Annotated in this window: 18 protein-coding genes; 10 read left to right on the forward strand and 8 right to left on the reverse strand. The window is 68.0% G+C overall.

Features of this window, described 5'->3' with window-relative positions:
* Positions 1 to 436, forward strand: a 436-nt coding sequence (locus ACLL81_RS12865) for a hypothetical protein (protein WP_411288747.1), incomplete at its 5' end; no start/stop codon positions are given.
* Between the two features lie 261 nt (positions 437 to 697).
* Complete coding sequence (locus ACLL81_RS12870) at positions 698 to 1,357, forward strand: IS6 family transposase (RefSeq protein WP_411288766.1); 660 nt, start codon at positions 698 to 700, stop codon at positions 1,355 to 1,357.
* Between the two features lie 179 nt (positions 1,358 to 1,536).
* Here the strand turns inward: ACLL81_RS12870 and ACLL81_RS12875 are convergent, their stop codons facing one another.
* The 4 genes from ACLL81_RS12875 to ACLL81_RS12890 form a co-directional block, all read right to left on the reverse strand.
* A complete protein-coding gene (locus tag ACLL81_RS12875) occupies positions 1,537 to 3,078 on the reverse strand; it encodes a spinster family MFS transporter (RefSeq protein ID WP_411288748.1) in 1,542 nt (513 codons plus the stop codon).
* A gap of 557 nt (positions 3,079 to 3,635) precedes the next feature.
* The gene (locus tag ACLL81_RS12880; protein ID WP_411288749.1) at positions 3,636 to 4,346 is read right to left on the reverse strand and encodes a glutathione S-transferase family protein; all 711 of its coding nucleotides are present in this window, start codon (positions 4,344 to 4,346) and stop codon (positions 3,636 to 3,638) included.
* A 9-nt stretch (positions 4,347 to 4,355) separates the two neighbouring features.
* Positions 4,356 to 5,348, reverse strand: a complete 993-nt coding sequence (locus ACLL81_RS12885; protein WP_411288750.1) for an ABC transporter substrate-binding protein — start codon at positions 5,346 to 5,348, stop codon at positions 4,356 to 4,358.
* On the reverse strand, positions 5,345 to 6,508 hold the full coding sequence (locus ACLL81_RS12890; RefSeq protein ID WP_411288751.1) for a Gfo/Idh/MocA family protein: 1,164 nt from the start codon (positions 6,506 to 6,508) through the stop codon (positions 5,345 to 5,347). Before ACLL81_RS12890 ends, ACLL81_RS12885 begins: the two co-directional genes overlap by 4 nt.
* Before the next feature lie 141 nt (positions 6,509 to 6,649).
* Here ACLL81_RS12890 and ACLL81_RS12895 point away from each other — a divergent pair, with 141 nt between their 5' ends.
* Complete coding sequence (locus ACLL81_RS12895; RefSeq protein ID WP_411288753.1) at positions 6,650 to 7,924, forward strand: Rieske 2Fe-2S domain-containing protein; 1,275 nt, start codon at positions 6,650 to 6,652, stop codon at positions 7,922 to 7,924.
* 1 nt (position 7,925) lies between these two features.
* Here the strand turns inward: ACLL81_RS12895 and ACLL81_RS12900 are convergent, their stop codons facing one another.
* The 3 genes from ACLL81_RS12900 to ACLL81_RS12910 all read right to left on the reverse strand — a co-directional run bounded on the left by ACLL81_RS12900 (position 7,926) and on the right by ACLL81_RS12910 (position 14,183).
* A complete protein-coding gene (locus ACLL81_RS12900; RefSeq protein ID WP_411288754.1) occupies positions 7,926 to 10,103 on the reverse strand; it encodes a TonB-dependent receptor in 2,178 nt (725 codons plus the stop codon).
* A gap of 95 nt (positions 10,104 to 10,198) precedes the next feature.
* Complete coding sequence (locus ACLL81_RS12905) at positions 10,199 to 11,533, reverse strand: spinster family MFS transporter (RefSeq protein ID WP_411288756.1); 1,335 nt, start codon at positions 11,531 to 11,533, stop codon at positions 10,199 to 10,201.
* 10 nt (positions 11,534 to 11,543) lie between these two features.
* Positions 11,544 to 14,183 (reverse strand): TonB-dependent receptor, encoded by a 2,640-nt coding sequence (locus tag ACLL81_RS12910; RefSeq protein WP_411288757.1) that lies wholly within the window; start codon positions 14,181 to 14,183, stop codon positions 11,544 to 11,546.
* Positions 14,184 to 14,457: 274 nt separating this feature from the next.
* On the opposite strand from ACLL81_RS12910, the gene ACLL81_RS12915 reads away from it, so the two are divergent.
* The 6 genes from ACLL81_RS12915 to ACLL81_RS12940 are packed head-to-tail and all read left to right on the forward strand — an operon-like array spanning position 14,458 to position 19,447.
* Entirely contained in the window at positions 14,458 to 15,063 is a 606-nt protein-coding gene (locus ACLL81_RS12915) for a VOC family protein (protein WP_411288758.1), read from the forward strand.
* Position 15,064: 1 nt separating this feature from the next.
* Entirely contained in the window at positions 15,065 to 15,448 is a 384-nt protein-coding gene (locus tag ACLL81_RS12920) for a nuclear transport factor 2 family protein (protein ID WP_411288759.1), read from the forward strand.
* A 60-nt stretch (positions 15,449 to 15,508) separates the two neighbouring features.
* Positions 15,509 to 16,513: a phosphotransferase family protein gene (locus tag ACLL81_RS12925; RefSeq protein ID WP_411288760.1), complete on the forward strand. Its 1,005-nt coding sequence runs from the start codon at positions 15,509 to 15,511 to the stop codon at positions 16,511 to 16,513.
* Positions 16,510 to 17,811 (forward strand): phosphopyruvate hydratase, encoded by a 1,302-nt coding sequence (gene eno, locus ACLL81_RS12930; RefSeq protein ID WP_411288761.1) that lies wholly within the window; start codon positions 16,510 to 16,512, stop codon positions 17,809 to 17,811. The genes ACLL81_RS12925 and eno overlap by 4 nt, the downstream gene beginning before the upstream one ends.
* Entirely contained in the window at positions 17,808 to 18,755 is a 948-nt protein-coding gene (locus ACLL81_RS12935) for a 2-hydroxyacid dehydrogenase (RefSeq protein WP_411288762.1), read from the forward strand. The genes eno and ACLL81_RS12935 overlap by 4 nt, the downstream gene beginning before the upstream one ends.
* Positions 18,755 to 19,447, forward strand: a complete 693-nt coding sequence (locus ACLL81_RS12940; protein ID WP_411288763.1) for an alpha/beta fold hydrolase — start codon at positions 18,755 to 18,757, stop codon at positions 19,445 to 19,447. The genes ACLL81_RS12935 and ACLL81_RS12940 overlap by 1 nt, the downstream gene beginning before the upstream one ends.
* Here ACLL81_RS12940 and ACLL81_RS12945 read toward each other — a convergent pair.
* Positions 19,444 to 20,496, reverse strand: coding sequence for a hypothetical protein (locus tag ACLL81_RS12945; protein WP_411288764.1), 1,053 nt, complete (start codon positions 20,494 to 20,496; stop codon positions 19,444 to 19,446). The two genes, ACLL81_RS12940 and ACLL81_RS12945, sit on opposite strands and share 4 nt — an antisense overlap.
* Before the next feature lie 115 nt (positions 20,497 to 20,611).
* On the opposite strand from ACLL81_RS12945, the gene ACLL81_RS12950 reads away from it, so the two are divergent.
* A partial coding sequence (locus ACLL81_RS12950) for a MarR family winged helix-turn-helix transcriptional regulator (protein ID WP_411288765.1) occupies positions 20,612 to 21,060 on the forward strand: 449 nt, incomplete at its 3' end.

The following is a 21,060-nucleotide window of genomic DNA, read 5'->3' on the forward strand; positions in this document are numbered from 1 at the left end:
CACCTGGGAGCTGGGCGCCGCCGGCAGAGTGACCGCCAACGTCTCATACTCGTGGCGCGACAGCGCCTACGGCGCGCTGTTCCAGCGCTGGTACCACAAGTCGCCGACCTGGGACCAGTTGGACGCCCGCGTGCTGTGGCGCTCGGAGGACTCCAAATACGAGGCCATCGCCTTCGTGAAGAACATCCTGGACGATGTCGGCTATGACCAGGGCGCGGGCGCGGAACGGCTCAACGGGTCGTTCTCCAACGTCTACGGAACGCCGCAGCAGGTAGCGGCTCGGACCGGCACGACCTGCAGCCCCGTGATCACGGGGAACAGCAACCCGGCCACCGGAAATGTCGGCACGGTCAACTGCGTGCAGGGCATCCGGAAGAACTTCTTCACGACGCCTCCACGCACCTTCGGTATCGAGCTACGGTACAAGTTTTTCTAGCGGAGCGGCAGAGGCCAGCGGGCGCTCCGCCCGCTGGCGGAGCGCCCGTTCTTCTTGCACCGGCATGACGCGCCCGCGGGCCGAACCCTGATCGGTTCAGTCCGTGTCGGAGGAATCCGGCGGTCCAACCGTGCTGCACAAGCGACAAGGCGTGGGAGGGTGTTGTCAGACGAAATTCATGACGGACTAACCAGGCGTCGGCTAGCCGGGTTCATGACCAAGGCGCCCAACCCGTTTCGCTGATTCGACTCCTCGCCCGAGATCATCCGGTTGGTGGTCATGATGTACGTCCGCTACCCGCTATCGCTTCGGAATGTCGAGGATCTACTGTTTGAGCGCGGCATCGACATCTGCCATGAGACGGTGCGGCTGTGGTGGAACCGGTTTGGCCCGATGTTCGCCGGCGAGATCCGTCGCAAACGGGTCCAGCACATGCGCCAGTTCAACCACTGGAAGTGGCATCTCGACGAGATCTACGTGAGGGTCAATGGCGAGTTGCGCTACCTCTGGCGGGCGATCGACCACGAGGGCGAGGTGCTGGGATCTTATGTCACCAAGACCCGGGACAAGGCCGCGGCGCTGAAATTCATCAAGAAAGCGATGAAGCGCCACGGCAGGACGGGCGCCATCATCACCGACGGTCTTCGTTCCTATGGTGCGGCGCTAAGGGAAATCGGCGCCGCCGATCTCCAGGCGACGGGCCGCTGGCTCAACAACAAGGTCGAGAATTCACACCTTCCCTTCCGACGAAGAGAGCGGGCGATGGCGCGATTCCGACGGATGAAGACCCTGCAGAAATTTAGCTCCGTACACGCCTCGGTTCACAACCACTTCAATCAGGAACGCCACCTCATCAGCCGAGGCCTCTACCGCGAACGACGCTCAGCCGCCCTGGCAGCGTGGCGCGCGGTCCTGTCCTGAGAGCCATCTGGGTTTGGGCTCACTACCCCAAGACGGAGACCAGTTGCCCTTGGACTGACAGCACCGCCAATATGAGGTGGCAACGACACAGGATCTTAGGAGACGAACGCAGCGGTGGCGCGGCGCCCGTTCCTCCGCTACGACCCATCTCGACCCCTGGGGACCGCCCCTGCAGAGCCTCAGTGCCGGCTGGCCACCATGTCCTTGTTCAAGGTGCGTGCGGCCAGGAAGTAGAAGGCAGCGGCGGGGATGAGCACCAGGGTGACCGCCACCAACGACTGGCGCAGGCCCTCGCCGTAGGCTGAGCGGCAGACCAGTTGTTGAGCCTCCGGCAGGGACGACAAGTCCTTGGCCCGGCAGATCGCGTTGGTCAGCCCGGTCCCCGCGCCATGCGCCTGCAACTGCAGGTTCATAAAGACGTCGGAGAGAATGCCCACCGCCTGGGGTCCGATGCCGTTGCCGATCAGGGCCACAAGCACTAGCAGTATGGCGATCGCCGACGCCCGGGAGCGGGACGACACCACCCCCTGCCCGATGGTGTACTGGGCGCCGAGGTAGGCGTAGTGGAACATCGCTCCCAAGCCCCAGGCGATCAGGGCTGGCCAGTGGCCCGTCACATGCTTCGCGCCGTCCGCGGCCGTGACCACGCCGGCGTGGTCCATCTGGTAGAAAGCGATGATGTAGAGGGGGATCGCCAGCAGGAGGCCGACGCCCGGGATCACCGCAACGGCGGTGTTGAAGCGCGCCGACAGCTGCGCCGTCAGCCAGCCGCCCAGGAATGTGCCGAGCGCTGAGATCAGCGCCAGCGGCACCCCAAAGGTGAGGGCGAACTCACCCGGCCCGATGCCGGCGACCCGCTGGGCCATCGGAGCCTGGAAGCCGAACAGGCCGTAGCCGACGAAGGCAACCAGCGACGCCCCCATGGCCATGGTCCAAAAGGTCGGCTTGGTCGCCAGCAGGCGCAGGGTTTCGACGATGCTGGCCTTCTCCATCTGCACGGTCCCCGGCGGGTCGGAATAGCCGCGCGGCGGCTCCTTCACGGTCAGGAACACTACGAGCGCGACGAGAAGGCCCGGGATACCCAGCCCGATGAAGGCGAAACGCCAGCCGAACGATCCGGTCCACCCCATCAGCGCGGGCAATCTCTCCAGGCCCAAAGGCGCCAGCATGCCCAGCACCGCCTCGTTGGTCAGGCCCCCAATGGGGCCGCCAAAACCGTAGGCGAAGGCCCCGCCGATCGTGACGCCCATGCCAAAGACGCCCAGGGCCCCGGCCCGGCTGCGCGGCTTGAAGTAGTCACCGATTAGGGAGCTCGAAGGCGGCGTGCCGCCGGCTTCGCCGATCGCGACACCGACCCGGCAAAGCAGCAGGAACAGGAACCCGGGCGCAAGGCCGCACAGGGCGGTCATCAGCGACCAAATCGCTATGCAAAGGGATATGATCGCCACTCGGTTGAAGCGGTCGGCCGCCATTGCGATCGGCACGCCCATGAAGGCGTAGAACAGGGCGAATGGCGGGCCGGTGAGGAATCCGTACTGGGTGTCCGACAATCCGAATTGGTCGATGATCGGCTGCGAGACGACGCCCAGCAGGTTCCGGTCGATGAAGTTGAGTGTGTAGACCGCCGTGAGGGTGAGCAGGACATAGGTCCGGTAACGCGGCGTCCCAAAATCCCTGCCCCCGGCCGGGGCTTCGCCCGCCGGAGCTGCTACTGTGGCCAAGGTTTCCTCCAGCGATCGCCGACGGATGCCTCCGCCCTACTTTTGTTGGAAGTGAACCTAGCGGTCGGCTCCGTTCGCGCAAGGCCGACGCCAGGGTCCTGTCAGGGCAACTTGGCTAATTCGACGAAGCCCCTCCCCGGCCTCCTTCAGGCAACGGCCGCCGCGCTGCATTCGCGGCCTCCGCGCGAAGTCGCCGAAGAGTGGGTCAGGCTGAAACGGAAGTAGAGCCCGACCGCATGCCGGATCACATCGGCTGGAAAGCGATGGGGTTTGAACGAAATCGGCGTCATCGAAATTCGTCCTCAATCAGCCACTCATAGCGGCTCCAAGTGGAGACCTTTTTTCGTTTGCCTGACGGCACCGCCATGAATTTCGAGATATCCTATATTAGACAATGAGATAACAGAAACGCACGGTCCCATCCCATAAACCTACCTGCAAATCCCCCTCCACTTGTCTTACGTTTGGTCAGGGAGCGTCAGGTCTGGAGATCGGATGCGCCGATGATCAGTTGGCGACCGGCCACAGGGTCAGTCCCGCGCAAACTGGCGAAGAGGTCAGGGACGCAGGGCGTACTGTCGCGCGCCGAAGAGGATGGAGCGCTGCTCGTCGGTGAGGCCGGTAAGGCCACCCTCGATGGTTTCCCGCCGCAGGTGCTCGCGGGCCACCTCCATGCCGCGTTGCACCGACGGGCGGGCGCCCACCGCGTCGGACCAGCGGGCCAGGTGCGGGAACGCCGCGCGGCGGCCTTCCACCTGGCGCAGGGTGTAGGGATAGGTGGCGATGTCGGCCACGCTGTAGGCATCGCCCGCCAGGAACGGGACCTGCGCCAGGCGCCCGTCCAGCACCCGCAACAGGCGGGTCACCTCGCTTGCGTAGCGTTCGATGGCGTAGGGGTGTTTCTCCTTGGCGTAGAAGCCGAAGTGGGCGTTCTGGCCGAACATCGGGCCGACGCCGGACATCTGAAACATTAGCCACTGGTGGCACAGAGCCCGGCCGCGGGGGTCGGCGGGGATCAACTGGCCGGCCTTCTCGGCGAGATACCAGAGGATCGCCCCGGACTCCGCAAGAACCAGGGGCTCGCCCGCCACATCCTGGTCGACGATCACCGGCGACTTGTTGTTGGGGTTGAGCTTCATGAACGCCGGCGCGAGCTGGTCGCCGCGCAGCATGTCCACCAACTCCAGGCGCCACGCCAGGCCGAGTTCCTCCAGCGCGATGGCCACCTTGCGGGCGTTGGGCGTGGGGCCGCCGTAGAGGACGATCATCGCCGGGTCCTAGATCTTGAAGGCTTCGAAGGTTTCGGGGGCGAACAGCGCCACGGGCTCCAGCCGCGTCGCCGAGAGCCCCTGCTCGTGGTGGTAGCGCAGGAACGTGTCGAGCACCGCGCGGTTCTTGGCGAACCCATAGGGCCACCAGTCGGCCCCCAGCTCGGCGGTCGCCTCCTCCACCGCCGCCACCTGCCAGGGCAGCATTGAGGTCGTGGCCGAGGTGACCCGCAGGTTCTCATAGGCGATGGCCTGGGCCTGGACGAAAGCCTTCATGAGCGACTGCGCTGCCCAGCGGTTGGCCTCGTACACGTCCCGCCGCAGCACGATCACATGCATGATCGGGAAGATGCCGGTCTTGCGGAAATAGGCCTTCTCCACCGGCACGAAGTCGGGGAACAGCCGCTTCACGTCACCGGGGCGGGAATAGAAGGTGGACGGGGTGCGAGCGGTCTGCAGGGCGTCGATCTCGCCGTCCGCCAGCATGGCCGACAAGGTCTGGCCGGGCCCGATGGGGACCACCTTGAACTTCGCCGGCAGGCTCAGCTTCAGCTTCTCCTCGCGGCCGGGTTCCTCCTCGCCGCCGGTGAAGTAGGTGACGCTGGCCGGGTCGACGCCGTACTCGTCAGCGAGGACGCCGCGTATCCAGACCGGGGCGGTCATCTGGTACTCGGGCACCCCTACGCGCTTGCCGATCAGGTCCCTGGGCGAGGCGATGCCGCTTTTCGCGGAGACGAAGATGCAGGAGTGGCGGAAGAACCGGGAGGGGAACACCGGGATGGCGATGAACGCCGGATCATCCCGGGCCAGCGACACGCAATAGGATGACAGGGACATCTCCGCGGCGTCGAACTCGCGGTTCCTGAGCATACGGAAGAACGTCTCCTCCACTTGCAGCGGCACCAGGTTGAGGTCGATCCCTTCCGGCGTCACCCGGCCGTCGGCCAGGGCGCGGGTGCGGTCGTAGTCCCAGCAGGCCAGCGTCAGGCGAAGCTTGCTCATGCCCCCTCCAGTTCAGTGATGGCCACTTCGCGGCCCTCGGCGCCGGACTTTAGCATGGCCAAGCACGCGGCTAGGGTGGCGGTTCCCCAGGCGCCGGAATGCAGGGGCGCGCGCCCATCGACCACGGCGGCCCAGACCTCGTCGATGACCCCGGCGCGAGGGATGGTGGGCGGCGGAATCTCGATGACCTCCCGGGCCCCGTCGCCGAACACCTCCACGCCGGTAGGGGTGAGCCGCAGGTCCGCGCGCTCGCAGCTTACCAGCACGAAGCCGAAATGCTCATGGGCCGGCGCGGTGCTCGCGGGCGGGCGATCGGCGCCATAGGCGCGGTGGTCCTTCAGCACCGCCTCGTGCGCGGCGGCCAGACGGCGGCGCGCGGCCCCATAGTCGGCGGGGTCCCGGGGCTGGCCGGTCTCGCCGGTCCAGCCCATCAGGGCGTCGGTGTCGTAGCGGCCATAGCCGGAGTAGGTGAGGCTGGCGGTAGCTCCGTTCCCGAAGGCGAGCAGGGCTTGGTAGGCGCCCTCCGTCGGCCGCGCCGGATCCCAGGCGCCGGTCTGGGCGCGGACGCTGCGCAACGGGGCGCCCGCCAGGCGGCGGGCCACGTCGACCTGGTGCGCGGCCTGGCTGAACACCACGCCGCCGCCCCGGGCGGTGTCCAGCTCCTCCGAGCGGCGGGGGCGATAGAGGAAGTCCGTGTAGTTGATCGAGGTGATCATCCGCACCGGGCCATAGGCGCCGGAGCCGATCAGGTCGGCCGCGTGGGCGATGGGGGCGTCGTAGCTGTGGCTGGGTCCCACGATGAGCTGCACGCCGGCCTCCGCGGCCGCAGCGGTCATCGCCCGGCAGGCGGCGAGGTCCAGCGCCATGGGCTTTTCCACCAGCACATGCTTGCCGGCCCGCGCCGCGGCGACCGCCTGCCCGGCGTGCAGGGCGTGCGGCGTGGCGATGTAGACCACCTCGACCTGCGGGTCGGCGAGGACGGCGGCGGCGTCCACATGGGCGGTCTCCTGAAACTCCGCGGCGAACGCCGCGCGCGCCTCGGCCCGGGGATCGGCGGCGGCCACCAGCCGGCAGCGAGGGTCGGCCAGGAACGTGGGCCGCATCAGCACGAAGCCACGGCTCAGACCTATCACCCCAAAACGGAGCACGCGGTCGCCCATACGGTCGTCTCTCCTGGCGGCTGGCGGAGGTTTAGGCGGGGCGCGGATGCTGGACACCCCCACCCGCGGCGGCTAAAATACTTCGATATCTAAGTCTCAGCAACGGCGCGCCGCGCCCCTTGCGCCTTCGGACATTTCGCCATGCGGCCTGCCGACAACGAACTCCTCTGCCGGGTCGAGGGCGAAGCCCCAATGGGCCAGGTCATGCGCCAGCACTGGCTGCCCGCCTGCATGAGCGAGGAGGTCGCCGATCCCGACGGCGCCCCGGTGCGCACGCGGCTGCTGGGCGAGGACTTGGTGGTGTTCCGCGACACCCAGGGCCGGCTGGGCGTGCTGGACGAACATTGCCCGCACCGCGGCGCCTCCCTGGCCTTCGGCCGCAACGAGGCGTGCGGCCTGCGCTGCCTCTACCACGGCTGGAAGTTCGGCGTGGACGGCGAGATTCTGGAGATGGCCTCCGAGCCTCCGGAAAGCCGCATGCGCAACCTCAAGCACAAGGCATATCCGGCGCAGGAGGCGGGCGGCTTCGTTTGGATCTGGATGGGTCCGGCCGACGCGATGCGCCCCTTCGAGCCGCCCGCCTGGGCGCCCGCAGCGTCGACGAGGATCTCCATCGTCAAGATGCACGCGGCCTGCAACTGGGCCCAGGTGCTGGAGGGCTCCATCGACAGCGCCCACTCCTCCAGCCTGCACTCCACCAACATGCCAACGGCGGAAGTAGCGGGCTCCACGGCCACCGAGACGGCCTGGCTGCGGCCCTCCAACGACAAGGCCCCGAAGCTGGAGGCCGAGCTCACCGACTACGGATTCCACTATGCCGCCATCCGCCGCCCGATCGTCGACGCCGAGACGAAGGTCTATGTGCGCACCACGGTGTTCATCGCGCCGTTCACCGTGCTGATCCCGCCTAACGACCAGTACAACCTGGCCCAGATGCTGGTGTCGATCGACGACGTGAACTGCATGTTCTACTGGGTCGCCTGGCACGAGACCAAGGGCATCGACCAGGACGCCTGGCGGCGGTTCTGCGTGGCCACGCCCGGCGTCGACCTGGACAGGGACTGGCGCAAGGTCCGCAATCTGGGCAACCACTTCCTGCAGGACCGCGCGGCCATGAAGGCCGGCGACTTCACCGGCATCGACGGCATCCCGGCCCAGGACATGGCCATGTGGGAAAGCATGGGGCCGATCGCTGACCGCGCCTATGACCACCTGGGCGCCTCGGACGTGGCGATCATCCAGTTCCGCCGGCAGATGGTCGCAGCGGCAAAGGCGGTGCAGGCGGGCGAGGCGGCCATCGGCACGACGAGCGCCACCCGCCAGGTAGATCTGGCGTCCTATGAGGGGCTGGTCCCCAAGGACGCCGACTGGCGCGGCTTCACCACCCGCAACCGCCACGCCCAGGCGGCGGAGTAGGCTACATCCGCCAGGTCAGCGTCACGCCATAGGTCTTGGGCGGCGCGTAGGGCACCAGCACTTGGCGATAGGGCGCGAAGGCGGTGACGTAGGTGGCCACCAGCTCGTCGGTGAGGTTCTTGCCCCAGAACGCTAGCTGCCACGTCTCGTCCGGCGAGGTGAGCGCCACCCGGGCGTCCCAGTTGATGTAGCCTTCCTGCTTCTGCGTCGGGATGTTGGACGCCTCGAAGTAGAGCTTGGACTGGTTGGCGTAGTCCACCCGGCCCAGCACCGTCCAGCCGTCGGCCAGCGAGGCCTCGTACTGCACGCCGATGGCCAGCTTGTCCTCGGGCGAGCGGGGCAGGCGGTTGCCGGTGAAGTTGCCGGTGGCGCCCGTGGCGAAGCTGGTGAAGCGGGCGTCGAGATAGGCGTAGCTGCCGTCGATCTGCAGCCCGGGCAGGGGCGTCACCACCCACTCGATCTCGGCGCCCTCGATCTCGGCGGTGGCGGCGTTGCCGACCACCACGCAGCACAGCGGCACCAGCTGAGAGGTCTGCAGGTCCTCGTAGTCGGTCTTGAACACCGACACGTTCAGCCGCAGGCGGTTGTCCAGCCACTGGGTCTTGGCGCCCGCCTCGTAGCTCCAGGCGTATTCCGGATCGTAGGGCGTGGCCTGGCTCGCACCGTTGCCGGCGATCCCCTGGTAGCCGCCGCTCTTGAAGCCCCGGGCCGCCGACACATAGACCAGGACGTCCTCGGTCGCCCGCCAGTCCAGGGCGAGGCGGGGGGTGAGGGCGTCCCACGTCTCGGAACTGCGCACGTCGTAGTCAGCCGCGAGCGGCGGCGGCAGGCCGGGCCCGGAGAGTTTCCGGCCGATGAAGTGGCCGTCCTTCTCCTCCCAGGTCATCCGCGCTCCGAGGGTGGCGGTCAGGGCGTCGGTGATGTCGAAGGACACCTGTCCGAAGATCGCGGTGCTGGTGCTCTCCACCGCCTGCGGATAGACCGCAACGCCGGTGATCGCCGGCGCCGGGAAGTCCTGGATCAGGTACTCCGTGCGGTTGTTGTCCTCGTTCAGATAATAGAACCCGACCTGGCCGCGCAGGCGCTCGTCCATCAGGCCGAAAGCCAGGCGCACCTCCTGGCTGAACTGCTGGTTCTTCTCGTGGTCAATCTCGGTGGATTCGATCTGGTTCGGCGGCCGGACCGGATTGGCGAAGAACGGGGTGACGAAGTTCAGCTTCACGTCGCGCAGGCCGGTGACCGAGGTGACCACCCCCAGGGGCGTCGTCCAGTTAACCTCCGCGCGGTAGGTCTTCAGCAGCCGGCGGATTTTGCCGTCGGTGTAGGCGTTGGTGATCCGGGGATCCGGATTGATCCCCACGCAATGGATGCCGCCCCGAAGCGTCGCGTCGCAGATGTTGTCGCGCGGGTTGCCCTTCTGGTCCTGGTCGGTGACGTCGTAGGACAGGACAATGTCCAGGTCCTCGCTGGGCAGGAAGCGCAGGGCGGCCCGGGCGGTCTTCAGGTCTTCGTTGTTGACCCGGTTGCCGGTGCCCTGGTTGAACTCGTAGCCGTCGCGCTTCTTCAGCGCCACGCCGCCGGACAGGAAGACGTTGTCGGCCAGCGCGATATTGCCGTGGGCGTTGAAGGCGCGGCGCTCATAGTTGCCGAGCTGGCCCTGCAGCCGCAGGGATGTTTCCGCCTGGGGCTTCCTCGAGACGAACTGGATGAGGCCGCCGACCGCGTTCTTGCCGAACAGGGTGCCTTGCGGGCCGCGCAGCACCTCGATACGCTGCAGGTCCATAGCGTCGATGTCGGGCACGCCGCCCTTGCCGACATAGACGCCGTCCACGAACACCACCACCGAGGGGTCGCCGCCGGAGTTCTGGCTGATCCCGAAGGCCGAGCCGATGCCGCGGATGGCGAAGTTCTGCTGCACAGAATCCACCTGGCCCATGCTGAAGCCGGGGGTCCGCAGGGCGATGTCGGAGAGGGTCTCGACGCCGGCGCGTTCCAGCGCCCGGGCGCTGAAGGCGGTGACCGCCACGGGGACATCCTGGAGGTTCTCCTCCACCCTCTGGGCGGTGACGATAAGTTCGGAGACTTCCGCCGTCCGGGTCTGGGCCTGGGCCTCGGCCCCCAGCAACAGGGCCGCGCTCATCGCCGCCCACGACACGCCACATGCAAGACGCCTGGTCATTGCAACCTCCCCCAAGGTCACCCCGTCATCGCGCGGGGTCTTTTGTTTCGCCTGAGCAAGCTACATCATAATCCATAGAATACTAAGTATCTTCGTCAGCGGGCGGCCAGGGCCTCGATCCGCACCCGCGCAGGCTTCAACGCCACGGTGAGCAGGATGATCGCCACGGTCAGGCCAATGGCGGTGGTCAGGGCCAGGGACTGGCCGACGAACTGCGGGCCGCCGAACAGGTGCTCGGTCATCATCGCCGTCCAGGTGGGCGCGAGGCCCAGGCCGATCATGTTGGCGACGATCAGGTAGAGCGCGCCCACCTGGCCGCGCATGCGGTTGGGGGTCAGGGCCTGGATGGCGGTGCCCTGCAGGCCGCCATAGACGCTGCCGACGCCCAGGGCGGCGCAGAACAGCAGCATGGCCAGCGGCGCCGAGGGACTGAGGTAGGCGCCGATGAACAGGGGCGCCTGCAGGATGGCCGACCACAGGCTGACCCAGATCGGCCCGTTCGCCCGGCCGCGCTTGGTGGCGCGGTCCGAGAGCCACCCGCCGGCCAGCACGCCGGCTGTGCCGGCCACGCCAAAGCCACCCGCATAGAGCAGGCCTACCTCAGTGGGCGACAGCCCGTGGACCCGCATGAAATAGACCGGCCCCCAGACGTTGAAGGCGTAGCCGGTGATGACGATGCCGGTGAAACCCAGGAACACCGGGGTGAAGGTCCGCCAGTGCTGCGCCAAATAGGCCATCACCTCGCGAATCGGCAGGGCCTCGCCGGTGGCGCCCGGCTCGACCCGGCGCTTGGGCTCCTTGACGGTGAACAGCACTAGGAGCGCCACCAAGACGCCCGGCGGTCCGACGATCAGGAACGGCACCTGCCAGGCGGCCATGGGCCCCAGGAACGGCACGTCCGGCTGGGCGGTCTGGGCCCACTCCACCACCACGCCGCCCAGCAGCATGGCCAAGCCGCCGCCGATGGTGATGCCGCAGGTGAACAGTGACATGGCGAAGCCCAGCCGCTCGCGCCGGAAATAGTCGGGCAGCATGGAATAGGCGCCAGGCGCCAGGGTGGCCTCGCCGACGCCCACGAACATGCGCCCCACGAACAGCTGCCAGAAGCTGCTGGCCAGTCCGCAGGCGAAAGTGGCCAGGCTCCACAGGCCGATGCCGAGCGCGATCAAGTTGCGCCGCCTGCGGGTGTCGGCCCAGCGGCCGAACGGCAGGCCCAGCACCGTGTAGAAGGCGGCGAATGCGAACCCGGCCAGCAGGCTGACCTGGGTCTCGGAGAGGTCCAGGTCCTTGCGCACCGGGTCCAGCACCAAGCTGAGCAAGGTGCGGTCGATGAACGAGAACATGTAGGCGAGCATCAGCACGCCCACGACGTAGTAGCTGTAGGCCGAGTCGGCGGGCTCCTGACCTTCGGAACGCCCAGGCTCGGTCATCACGGCCTTTCTAGAAGCGCTTGGCGAGGCGCACGTAGCCCAGCGCCCCGCGCGGATCGTACACGAAGCGGTCGAAGCCCTGCAGGTCGGAAGCGATCCGCGAGTTCGGCGGATACTCGTCGGTGATGTTGATCACCCCCACCGTCAGGTTGGTGTCCCACTGGTCAAGCGCCAGGGCGTACTGCAGGTCCAGCGTCCAGAAGTCGTTGTACTTGAAGCCGTTCAGCGGGTTGGTGGCGAGGGTGAAGTTCTCCTTGTACGACGAGGTGTGGTTCACCGTGGCGGTGAAGGCCTGCGGACCGCGCTCGAAGGTGGCGATCACGTTGAAGCGCAGCTTAGGCAGGGAGCGGGCGAAGTTCTCGGTGTTGCGGAAGCCCGAGATGTCCCGCTTTCGGCCGCCCACCGTGGTCTCGTACTTGTTCAGGTAGGTGCCGCGCACGGTGATGTTCATGTCGCCGGCGTCGAAGCTCTCGCGCAGCGTGCCGCTGAAGTCGACACCGTCGGAGACCACCGCGTTCTGGTTCACGAAGGCCACCCGCACCTGCTGGATCAGGCCGCGGGGGGTGCCCCCCTGGCGAGTGATCCGCGGGTCGTTGGGATTGGCGGTGACGATCGCCTGGAAGTTCTCTTTGACGATCAGGTCTTTGTAGTCATAGCGCCAATAGTCGACCGTGAAATTCCAGTTGCTGTTGGGAGTCCACAGCACACCCACCCCGTAGTTCTTCGCTGTCTCGGGATCGAGGTCGGAGCCCGGCAGGCTGAGGATCTGGCTGAAGAACGGGATCAGGCTGGGGTTGAACGGATCGACCACGGCGTTGTTGATCGTCGAGATCGAGGAGATCTGCGACAGCGACGGCGCCCGGAAGCTGGTGCCGGCCGAGGCTCGCAGCACCACGGTGTCGAGGGGCTCCCAGCGGATCGCGGCCTGCGGATTGAAGCTGCCGCCGATGCCGCCGGAGTAGCTGTCGTAACGGGCCTGCAGCTGAAGGTCGAAGTTCTCCGCGATCGGCACGGCCAGTTCGCCGAACACCGCGCCCACGTCCCGGTCCATTTCGAAATCTGGGCCGGAGAACAGGAAGACGAAGTTGCCGGTCTGCTGGTCGCGGTCGGACTTGAACTCCAAGGTCTCGTGGCGGAACTGCACCCCAAAGGCGGCGCCCACCTTGCCGGCCGGCATGTCCCACAGGTCGCCGGTGATGATGGCTTCCACCGAGTGCATGCCGCCGTAGTACTTGCGCCAAGAATCGCGGGTGAAGTCGGCGATCACCCGCGGGTCGTTGGCCAGGGCGGGGTTGGTCAGGGCCGAGCCGAACGGGTTGTAGAACTGGTTGTTGTTGGGCCCACCGACGCCGTTGAGCGCGGCGATGAAGCGGTCCTTCACGGTGTCGCGGATGTTGGTCGGCGAGTAGTTTTGCAGCGCGTAGGTATAGGAGGCGTCGTAGGTCCAGCCGGGGAAGGCCTGGCCCTTGAAGCCACCCACCAGGCGCAGCTGGTCCGAACGGCGGCGCTGCTCGTTGGCCGGATAGTTCACAAAGCCCAGCGGGCGGCCAAAGAGGGTCACCGGCACGCCGAAGCCGCCGTTCACCACCAAGTTGCCCGGGTTGTTGGCCGGAATGGTCGGGAAGGTGAGGTTGGAATAGGACGGCGCCGAGCGCAGCTTGGCCTCGTTGTGGGCCAGGCCCAGCTCCGCGTAGAGGGTGTGGCGCTCGTTCAGGCGGTAGTTGCCGGTGGCGTAGCCGAGGATCCGCTGTTCGGGCGCGATCAGCCAGAAGGCCCGCGATAGGTCCAGGCCGCAGAGCCCCAGGTTGGTGCCCGGGACGAAGGGCGTGGGGATGCCGCCCAGTTGCGCGCAGGCGGGGTCGATCACCGGCAGGGCGGCGCCGATCGGGCGGTAGGCGCCGGGGAAACCCAGGGCCGAGCGGATCCTGTTGCGGGTGAACGGACGGTCGTTCTGGGCCAGCGGGGTGCGGTAGAGCCCTTCGATCCCAGCCACAAAATCCCAGTTGTCGCCGGACGTGCCGCCCACGACGCCCAGGTTGAAATCCTCCTGGCTGTCCTTGAACGTGCTCTGGTACTGGGCGCGGACCTCCACGCCTTCGAACGAACGGCGCATCACGAAGTTGGCGACGCCAGCAATAGCGTCGGAGCCATAGAGGCCGGAGCCGCCGCTCTGCAGGATTTCGACCCTGTCGATCATGATCAGCGGGATCACGTTGATATCGACGAAGCTGGAGCCGTCGTCCAGCGGCACCGGCGAGACCACCTGGCGGCGGCCGTTGATCAGGGTCAGCGTGGAGGCGACCCCCAGGCCGCGCAGGTTGATATTGGCCATACCCAATTGGTAGGGCGCGTTGGTGTTGTCGGGGGTCGAGCGCGCGCCGTTGGCCATCGGCAGATTCTTGAACAGGTAGTCGGCGGTCTGGATCGACTGCTTCGCCAGCTCCTCGTTGCCCAGGACCGAGACGGGATTGGGCGTGTCGTTGACCGGCCTTTGGATGTAGCTGCCGGTGACCACCACCTCCTCGACGGTGGACGGGGCCTGCGCCCACGCCGACCCGGCCGAGGCGATCAGGGCGCAGGCCGAAGCCCCCGCCAGCGCCCAACGCGAGGACGCCAATCCACGCACGCGCATGCCATCGTCGAACGACATCCTGGTATCCTCCCCTTGTCGCCGGCCGTCGCTGAGCGACCCGCATTATCTGGAGCGAGCATGCCCGCCTCCGTTCGCCCGGTCCAGCTTAATTCATCAATCAGATTGACGGTTTGGGCCAGCCAGGGGTATAATTGCTTAGATTTAGAAGGTTTTTTTCCGGAACGTAAAGAGCGCTGCGGGGCGCCGTATGACGAACCCTCTTCACCTTGGACGCCGCAAGGCGTTCATTGCGGCCCCGGACGAGCGCACAGGCAAAAGCGGAGGCAGGCTCATGGAGCGCAAGAACACCGAGTTCGACATTCGCGGCGTCAATCACCTGGCGCTGGTCTGCAAGGACATGGCCAAGACCGTCGGCTTCTATCGCGACATCCTGGGGATGCCGCTGATCAAGACGATCAGCCTGCCCCGGGGTATGGGCCAGCACTTCTTCTTCGACATCGGCAATGGCGACAGCCTAGCCTTCTTCTGGTTCCCAAACGCCCCGCCGGCCGATCCGGGACGCTCGGCCCCCAGCTTCCTGCCGACCCAGGGCTCGATCGTCAGCGCCCACGGGTCGATGAACCACATCGCCTTCAACGTGCCGGCCGACAAGTTCGATGACTATGTGGCGCGACTGCAGGCCAAGGGCGTGGCGGTCTCGCGCGTGCTCAACCACGACAACTCGCCCACGGGCGCCGCCGAGGAAGTCACCGACGACGTCTTCGTCCGGTCGGTCTACTTCTTCGATCCCGATGGAGTGTGCCTGGAGTTCGCCTCCTGGGTCGGCAAGGAGTTTGGCCCGCAAGACGTGGCCCACGCGCCGATGACCGCCGAGGGCGTGCCTGACGAGAGCCTGCTGGCCGCCGTCGCCCGTCCGACCCTGGAGCCGGCGCACTAGCATGGACGACGCCGCCGTCCGCGCCTTCGCCAAGCGCTTCTTCGACGCCATCGAACAGGGCGACGTTGACACCTTACGGGCTAGCTACACGCCCGACGTGGGCATCTGGCACAACTTCGACGACAAGGTGCAGACCCGAGAGGAGAACGTCGCCACCCTGCAGGGCATGGTCGCCCGGATCAGCGACCGGCAGTACGCCGACCGGCGGATCGAGGTGTTCGAGGGCGGCTTCGTGCAGCAACACGTGCTTTGGGGTGTCCGCAAGGACGGCAGCCGGGTCAGTCTGCCGGCCTGTATCATCTGCCGGCTGCGCGAAGGGCTGATCTACCGGCTGGACGAGTACCTGGACAGCGCCCACGTGGCCCTTTTCCGCCAGACCTTCTGAGGCCCCTGCGGCGCCAGCCGACGGCTGGACTGCGGATGCTTAGAAGGCTAACGGATCGGCATGGGCGCCGAGGATGCGATCATCGACTGGCTGCGCGAGGCGGGTCTTGCGCCGGCCGGCGCGGAGCTCTCCCTGACCCCGCTGGGCGGCGGGGTGTCCAGCGATGTGTTCTGCGTCGACCTGCCGGACGGCCCGATCTGCGTGAAGCGGGCGCTGGCCCGGCTCAAGGTCGCCGCTGACTGGCGCGCGCCGCTGGAACGCTCGACCTATGAAGCCGCCTGGCTTCGCGTCGCCGCGACCCTGGACGGTCCGATCGTACCGCGGGTCCTGGCGGAAGATCCGGCGCGGCACGTCTTCGCCATGACCTGGTTCGCGCCAAAGGATCATCCGGTCTGGAAGGCGGAACTTGCCGCCGGGCGCGTGGATACCAGGTTCGCCGCCCGCGTCGGGAACGCCCTCGCAAAGGTGCATTCCGGGACCGCGCATGCGCCGGCTCTGGCCGCGCAGTTCGCCACCGCCGGCCTCTTCGAGAGCCTTCGCCTAGCCCCCTACCTGCGCCACGCGGCCCTGGCCCATCCGGACCTGGCGGACCGGCTCAACGGCCTGGCCGACGCTACCCTGGCCCGCAGCCTCGCCCTGGTGCACGGGGACGTCAGCCCGAAGAACATCCTCTGCGGTCCGGTGGGCCCGGTGTTCCTCGACGCCGAGTGCGCCTGGTACGGCGATCCCGCCTTCGACATCGCCTTCTGCGCCAACCACCTGCTGCTGAAGTGCGTGTGGAAACCGGACCATGCGGCCGCCTATCTCGCAGCCTTTCAGGCCTTGGCCTCGGCCTACCTGGGGGGCGTTGACTGGGAGGAGCAGGCCGCGCTCAACGCCCGCGCCGGCGACCTCCTCGCCGCCCTGTTGCTGGCCAGGATCGACGGAAAGTCGCCAGTGGAATATCTGACCGACCCAGAGGACAAGGCCTTTGTGCGCGGCGTGGCGGTGGAGCTCCTGAGGCAGCCGGGGCTGACGCTGGGCGGCGTGGCGGGCGTCTGGGAACAACGGACCGGGGCGCGATGAAGACCACCATTCAGACAGTCCGCGGCCGGCAGGTCTGGGACAGCCGCGGTCGGCCCACGGTCGAGGCCGAGGTGACGCTGGCGGGAGGGGCCGTGGGCCGGGCGATGGCCCCCGCGGGCGCTTCTATGGGCGCGCACGAGGCGCTCGAACTGCGGGACGGCGGTCCAAGGTTCGCAGGCCTCGGCGTGGAACGGGCCACGGCGGCGGTGAACGGCGAGATCGCCGCGCGGCTGGCCGGGCTCGACGCCGCCGACCAAGCCGGCGCCGACGCAGCCATCAACGACCTGGATGGCACGGCCAACCTGGCGCGCCTGGGCGCCAACGCCACGGTGGCGGTGTCCCTGGCCCTGCTGCATGCCTCGGCCGCGGCGGAGGGGGTCCCGCTCTGGCGCTGGCTGGCGGCCGGCGGCGACGTGCGCCTGCCGCTGCCGGAAGTGCAGATCTTCGGCGGCGGCGCGCATGCTGGCCGGCGCACCGACATCCAGGACTTCATGATCATGGCACCCCACGCCGGCTCGGTCCGCCGCGCCCTGGAGATCACGGCCGATGTCTATCGCGCCGCCGGCGACCTGATGGCCGAGACGGGCCGCCTAGCCGGCGTCGCCGACGAGGGCGGCTGGTGGCCGGTCTTCGACTCCAACGAGGACGCGCTGACCGCCCTGACGGCCAGTATCGAACGCGCCGGCTACCGGCCGGGAGAGGAGGTGTTCATCTCCCTGGACGTGGCCGCCAATGAGCTGCACGCCCACGGCCGCTACAGCCTGGCGCTGGACGGCGCGGAGATGGACGGGCCGGCCATGGTCGAGCGGGTGGTCGGCTGGGCGCAGCGGTTCCCGATCCTCTCCATAGAGGACCCGGTGAGCCAGGACGACATGGCCGGCATGGCGCTGGCCACCGCGCGGCTCGGCGAGGGCATCCAGATCATCGGCGACGACTTTCTGGTGACCGACTCAGGGCGGGTGGCGCGCGCTGCGGCCGCCGGGGCCTGCAACGCGGTGCTGATCAAAGTGAACCAGGCCGGCACTGTGACCAAGGCGAGGGCCGCCCTGGACGCCGCCCGTGGGCTGCGCTGGAGCACCATTGTCTCGGCCCGGTCTGGGGAGACCGAGGACGTCTCCATCGCCCACCTGGCCGTGGGCTGGGACGCCGGCCAGCTCAAGGTGGGCGCCTTCGCCCGCTCCGAGCGGATGGCCAAGTGGAACGAGCTGTTGCGCATCGAGGAGGCCCTGGGCGACCGGGCCGAGTTCGCCGGGGCCGGCGCCCTGCCCGCTTCCGTGGCGCGGACCCTGAACCGATGAAAGCCCTGCTGCACTACCGCGCCAGCCCCGGCTTCGCCGCCCAGCTCGCCGCTCGGGCCGAGGCGGCCGGCGTCGAGGCCGTGATCGTCGAGGAAGCCGACGAGGCCGGCTTCGCCCGCGAGATCGCCGACACCGAGGTGCTCCTGCACGTCCTGAAGCCGGTCACCGCGGCCATGCTGGAACAGGCGCCGCGCCTGAAGCTGGTGCAGAAGCTGGGCGTCGGAGTGAACACCATCGATCTGGTGGCCTGTCGCGAGCGGGGCGTGGCGGTGGCCAACATGCCCGGGACCAACAGCCAGGCGGTGGCGGAGATGACGCTGGCGCTGATGCTGGCGGTGCTGCGCCGCCTGCCCTACTTCGACGCCCTAGTGCGCGAGGGAGAGGGCTGGCGGCCGGACCTGGCGGTGCTGGACAGCGTCGGCGAGCTCTGCGGCCGCACCGTGGGCTTCGTGGGCTATGGCGGCGTGCCGTCCCGGGTGGCGCCCGCCGTCGCCGCTCTGGGCGCCCGGGTGATCTACACCGCCCGCTCGGCGAAGACCGGAACGGCCGGCGCCTTCGTCTCGCTGAACGAGGTGGTCGAGCAATCCGACATCCTATCGCTGCACATTCCCCTCACCGAGGAGACCCGCGGAATGATCGGCGGCTTGGCGCTGTGGCGGATGAAGCCAGGCTCCATCCTGATCAACACCGCCCGCGGCGAGCTGGTGGACCAGGCCGCCCTTTGCGAGGCCCTTGGTACCGGCCAGCTCGGCGGCGCGGGCCTGGACGTGTTCAACGGCGAGCCAGTGGACCCCGACGATCCAGTGCTGGCGTCGCCCAAGGTGGTGCTGGCCCCGCACGTGGCCTGGCTGACGCCGGAAACCCTGGCGCGCAGCCTTGATGTGGCGCTGGAGAACTGCCGCCGGGCGCGCGACGGCACGCCGCTGCTATGCCAGGTGGCGTGATGCGTCCCCACGTCATCCTGGTCACCGGCCAGCTGCTCACCGCGGAGGTGTTCGCCCCGCAGGTCGCCGCCCTGTCGGACCGATACGATGTCAGCCTCGCCGACCAGGCGTCGGACGAAACCATCGCCGGCATGACGGAGCGCTTGCTGGCCGCCGCGCCGGCGCGGTTCGACCTGGTGGGCCAGGCCATGGGCGGCTTCGTGGCCTTCGAGGTCCTGCGCCAGGCGCCGGGGCGGGTGCGCAGCCTGGCGCTGCTGGCCACGCTGGCGCCCAACGACACGCCGGCGCAGACAAAGCGACGCCAGGGCTACATCCGCCTGGTGGAGGACGGCCGCTTTGACGACGTGGTCGAGGAGCGGATCCCCATCCTAGTGCATCTGGCCCGGCGCGAGGACGAGCCCCTGCTGAGCGTGGTGCGTCGGATGGCGCGGGAGACGGGACCCCAGACCTTCCTGCGCCAGCAACGGGCCATCATGGCGCGCGTGGACAGTCGCCCGTCCCTGGGCGCGCTCGCCTGTCCCACCCTGATCGTCTGGGGCCGGCAGGACGGTATCGCCACCGAGGCCCACCAACGCGAGATGCTGGAGGCGATCCCGGGCGCACGCCTGGAAATCGTCGAGGACTGCGGCCATCTGGCGACGCTGGAGAAGCCCCGGACGGTGTCGCGCCTGCTTGCGCAGTGGCTGGCCTAGGCGCCCAGCTCGGCGCGTACGATCCGGGTCCCCTCGACCATGGCCTTGAGCTTGCCGAAGGCGACGTCGCGGGGGTGGTATTTCATGCCGCAGTCGGGGGCGATCATCAGCCGCTCCTTGTCGATGAACGGCAGGGCCGCGCGGATGCGGCCGGCCACCGTCTCGGGTGTCTCGATAGCCGGATCGTTGAGGTCCAGCACCCCATACATGATCCGCTTGGAGGGCAGCTCCGCCAGGATGGCCGGGTCCAGCCGGGGCTGGGCGGCCTCGATGGAGATAATGTCGGCCTTGCAGGCGTCGAGCTCGGCGAGGAAGTCGTAGCCCCTGGGCTTGGCCGCGCCCTTGTGGACATAGGCGTAGCCGAAGCAGACATGCAGGGCGGTGATCCCGCCGACGCCGTCCAGCGCCCGGTCGATGGCCTCCACGGCATAGCCCCTGGCCTGCTCCGGCCGGGCCTGCAGGTAGGGTTCGTCCAGTTGCACGATGTCCACGCCGGCGGCGAACAGGTCCTTGATCTCGGCGTTGACGGCGGCGGCGTAGTCCATGGCCAGCGCCGCATCGTCGGGATAGTGGTCGTTCTGCGCCTGCTGGGTCATGGTGAAGGGTCCGGGCAGGGTGATCTTCACCCAACCTCCGGCGCGTTCCTTCAGGAACTTCGCGTCCTGCGCCTCGATGGGGCCGCGGCGGCGGATCGGGCCGGCCACCCGCGGCACCGGATTGCGCGCGCCGGTTCGGTCGATGGCGGTCCCGGGGGTGTCGATGTCGATGCCGTCCAGGGCGGTGGCCAGCCGGTTGGAATAGCTCTCCCGCCGCATTTCACCGTCGCCGACGATATCGATGCCGGCGAGTTGCTGGTCGCTGATCGCCATCAGAGTGGCGGCCTCCTGGGCGTCGGCCAGCCAGGGCTCTGGCACCCGCCACAGCTCCCGGGCCCGCACCCGGGGCGGCAGGCGGCTCTTCAGCCCCTCGCGGTCGATGAGCCAGTCCGGCTGGGGATAGCTGCCCACGATGGTGGTGGGCAGCAGGGGCAGGCCAGGAAGCTTGTTCAACGGCGTCGTCCGGGACAGATGCATAGTATTTTATACTTTAGCTATCGGTCGCGGTTGGGGTCGTCAATCTGGGCCGCACGTTGATCGCGGCCGCGTCCGATGCGAAGGAGAAGCCATGACGAAAGGCCCCGCGCAAGACCTCTATGCCGATCCGAACAACAGCCTGGGCTATCTGACGAGGATCGCATTCCGCAGTTTTTCCCGGGCCCTGGAGAAGCGAACCCTGCCGCATGGGGTGACCGCGGGACAATGGCGCTTCCTGCGCGTGCTCTGGCGCGAGGACGGCCTGACCCAGCGCGAACTGAGCCGCCGCGTCGGGATGCGCGAGCCCACCACGGTCACCGCGCTGAAAGGCCTGGAGAAGAGCGGCTTCGTGCGCCGCAAGCAGAGCGACGCGGACCGCCGCAAGATCCACGTCTATCTCACCCCCACCGCCAGGAAGCTCCAGGCGGTGCTGGCGCCCTGCATCACCGAGGTTTCGGCCCACCTGCTGCAGGAGCCGGCGCAGGGTCGCCACCTCCTCGTCGGTGAGGCCCACGGAGGCGATCTCGTTCACCTCGGTGA

The organism is Phenylobacterium sp. (genome assembly GCF_046590535.1).
Classification (GTDB): Bacteria; Pseudomonadota; Alphaproteobacteria; order Caulobacterales; family Caulobacteraceae; genus Phenylobacterium.

What these genes read in the sequence shown, in the direction of transcription:
- ACLL81_RS12935 (WP_411288762.1), top strand. Translation starts at nt 17,808, where the DNA reads ATGAAAGCCCTGCTGCACTACCGCGCCAGCCCCGGCTTCGCCGCCCAG.
- eno (WP_411288761.1), top strand. Translation starts at nt 16,510, where the DNA reads ATGAAGACCACCATTCAGACAGTCCGCGGCCGGCAGGTCTGGGACAGC.
- ACLL81_RS12885 (WP_411288750.1), bottom strand. Translation starts at nt 5,348, where the DNA reads ATGAGCAAGCTTCGCCTGACGCTGGCCTGCTGGGACTACGACCGCACC.
- ACLL81_RS12920 (WP_411288759.1), top strand. Translation starts at nt 15,065, where the DNA reads ATGGACGACGCCGCCGTCCGCGCCTTCGCCAAGCGCTTCTTCGACGCC.
- ACLL81_RS12890 (WP_411288751.1), bottom strand. Translation starts at nt 6,508, where the DNA reads ATGGGCGACCGCGTGCTCCGTTTTGGGGTGATAGGTCTGAGCCGTGGC.
- ACLL81_RS12910 (WP_411288757.1), bottom strand. Translation starts at nt 14,183, where the DNA reads ATGTCGTTCGACGATGGCATGCGCGTGCGTGGATTGGCGTCCTCGCGT.
- ACLL81_RS12880 (WP_411288749.1), bottom strand. Translation starts at nt 4,346, where the DNA reads ATGATCGTCCTCTACGGCGGCCCCACGCCCAACGCCCGCAAGGTGGCC.
- ACLL81_RS12915 (WP_411288758.1), top strand. Translation starts at nt 14,458, where the DNA reads ATGGAGCGCAAGAACACCGAGTTCGACATTCGCGGCGTCAATCACCTG.
- ACLL81_RS12905 (WP_411288756.1), bottom strand. Translation starts at nt 11,533, where the DNA reads ATGACCGAGCCTGGGCGTTCCGAAGGTCAGGAGCCCGCCGACTCGGCC.
- ACLL81_RS12895 (WP_411288753.1), top strand. Translation starts at nt 6,650, where the DNA reads ATGCGGCCTGCCGACAACGAACTCCTCTGCCGGGTCGAGGGCGAAGCC.
- ACLL81_RS12925 (WP_411288760.1), top strand. Translation starts at nt 15,509, where the DNA reads ATGGGCGCCGAGGATGCGATCATCGACTGGCTGCGCGAGGCGGGTCTT.
- ACLL81_RS12900 (WP_411288754.1), bottom strand. Translation starts at nt 10,103, where the DNA reads ATGACCAGGCGTCTTGCATGTGGCGTGTCGTGGGCGGCGATGAGCGCG.
- ACLL81_RS12940 (WP_411288763.1), top strand. Translation starts at nt 18,755, where the DNA reads ATGCGTCCCCACGTCATCCTGGTCACCGGCCAGCTGCTCACCGCGGAG.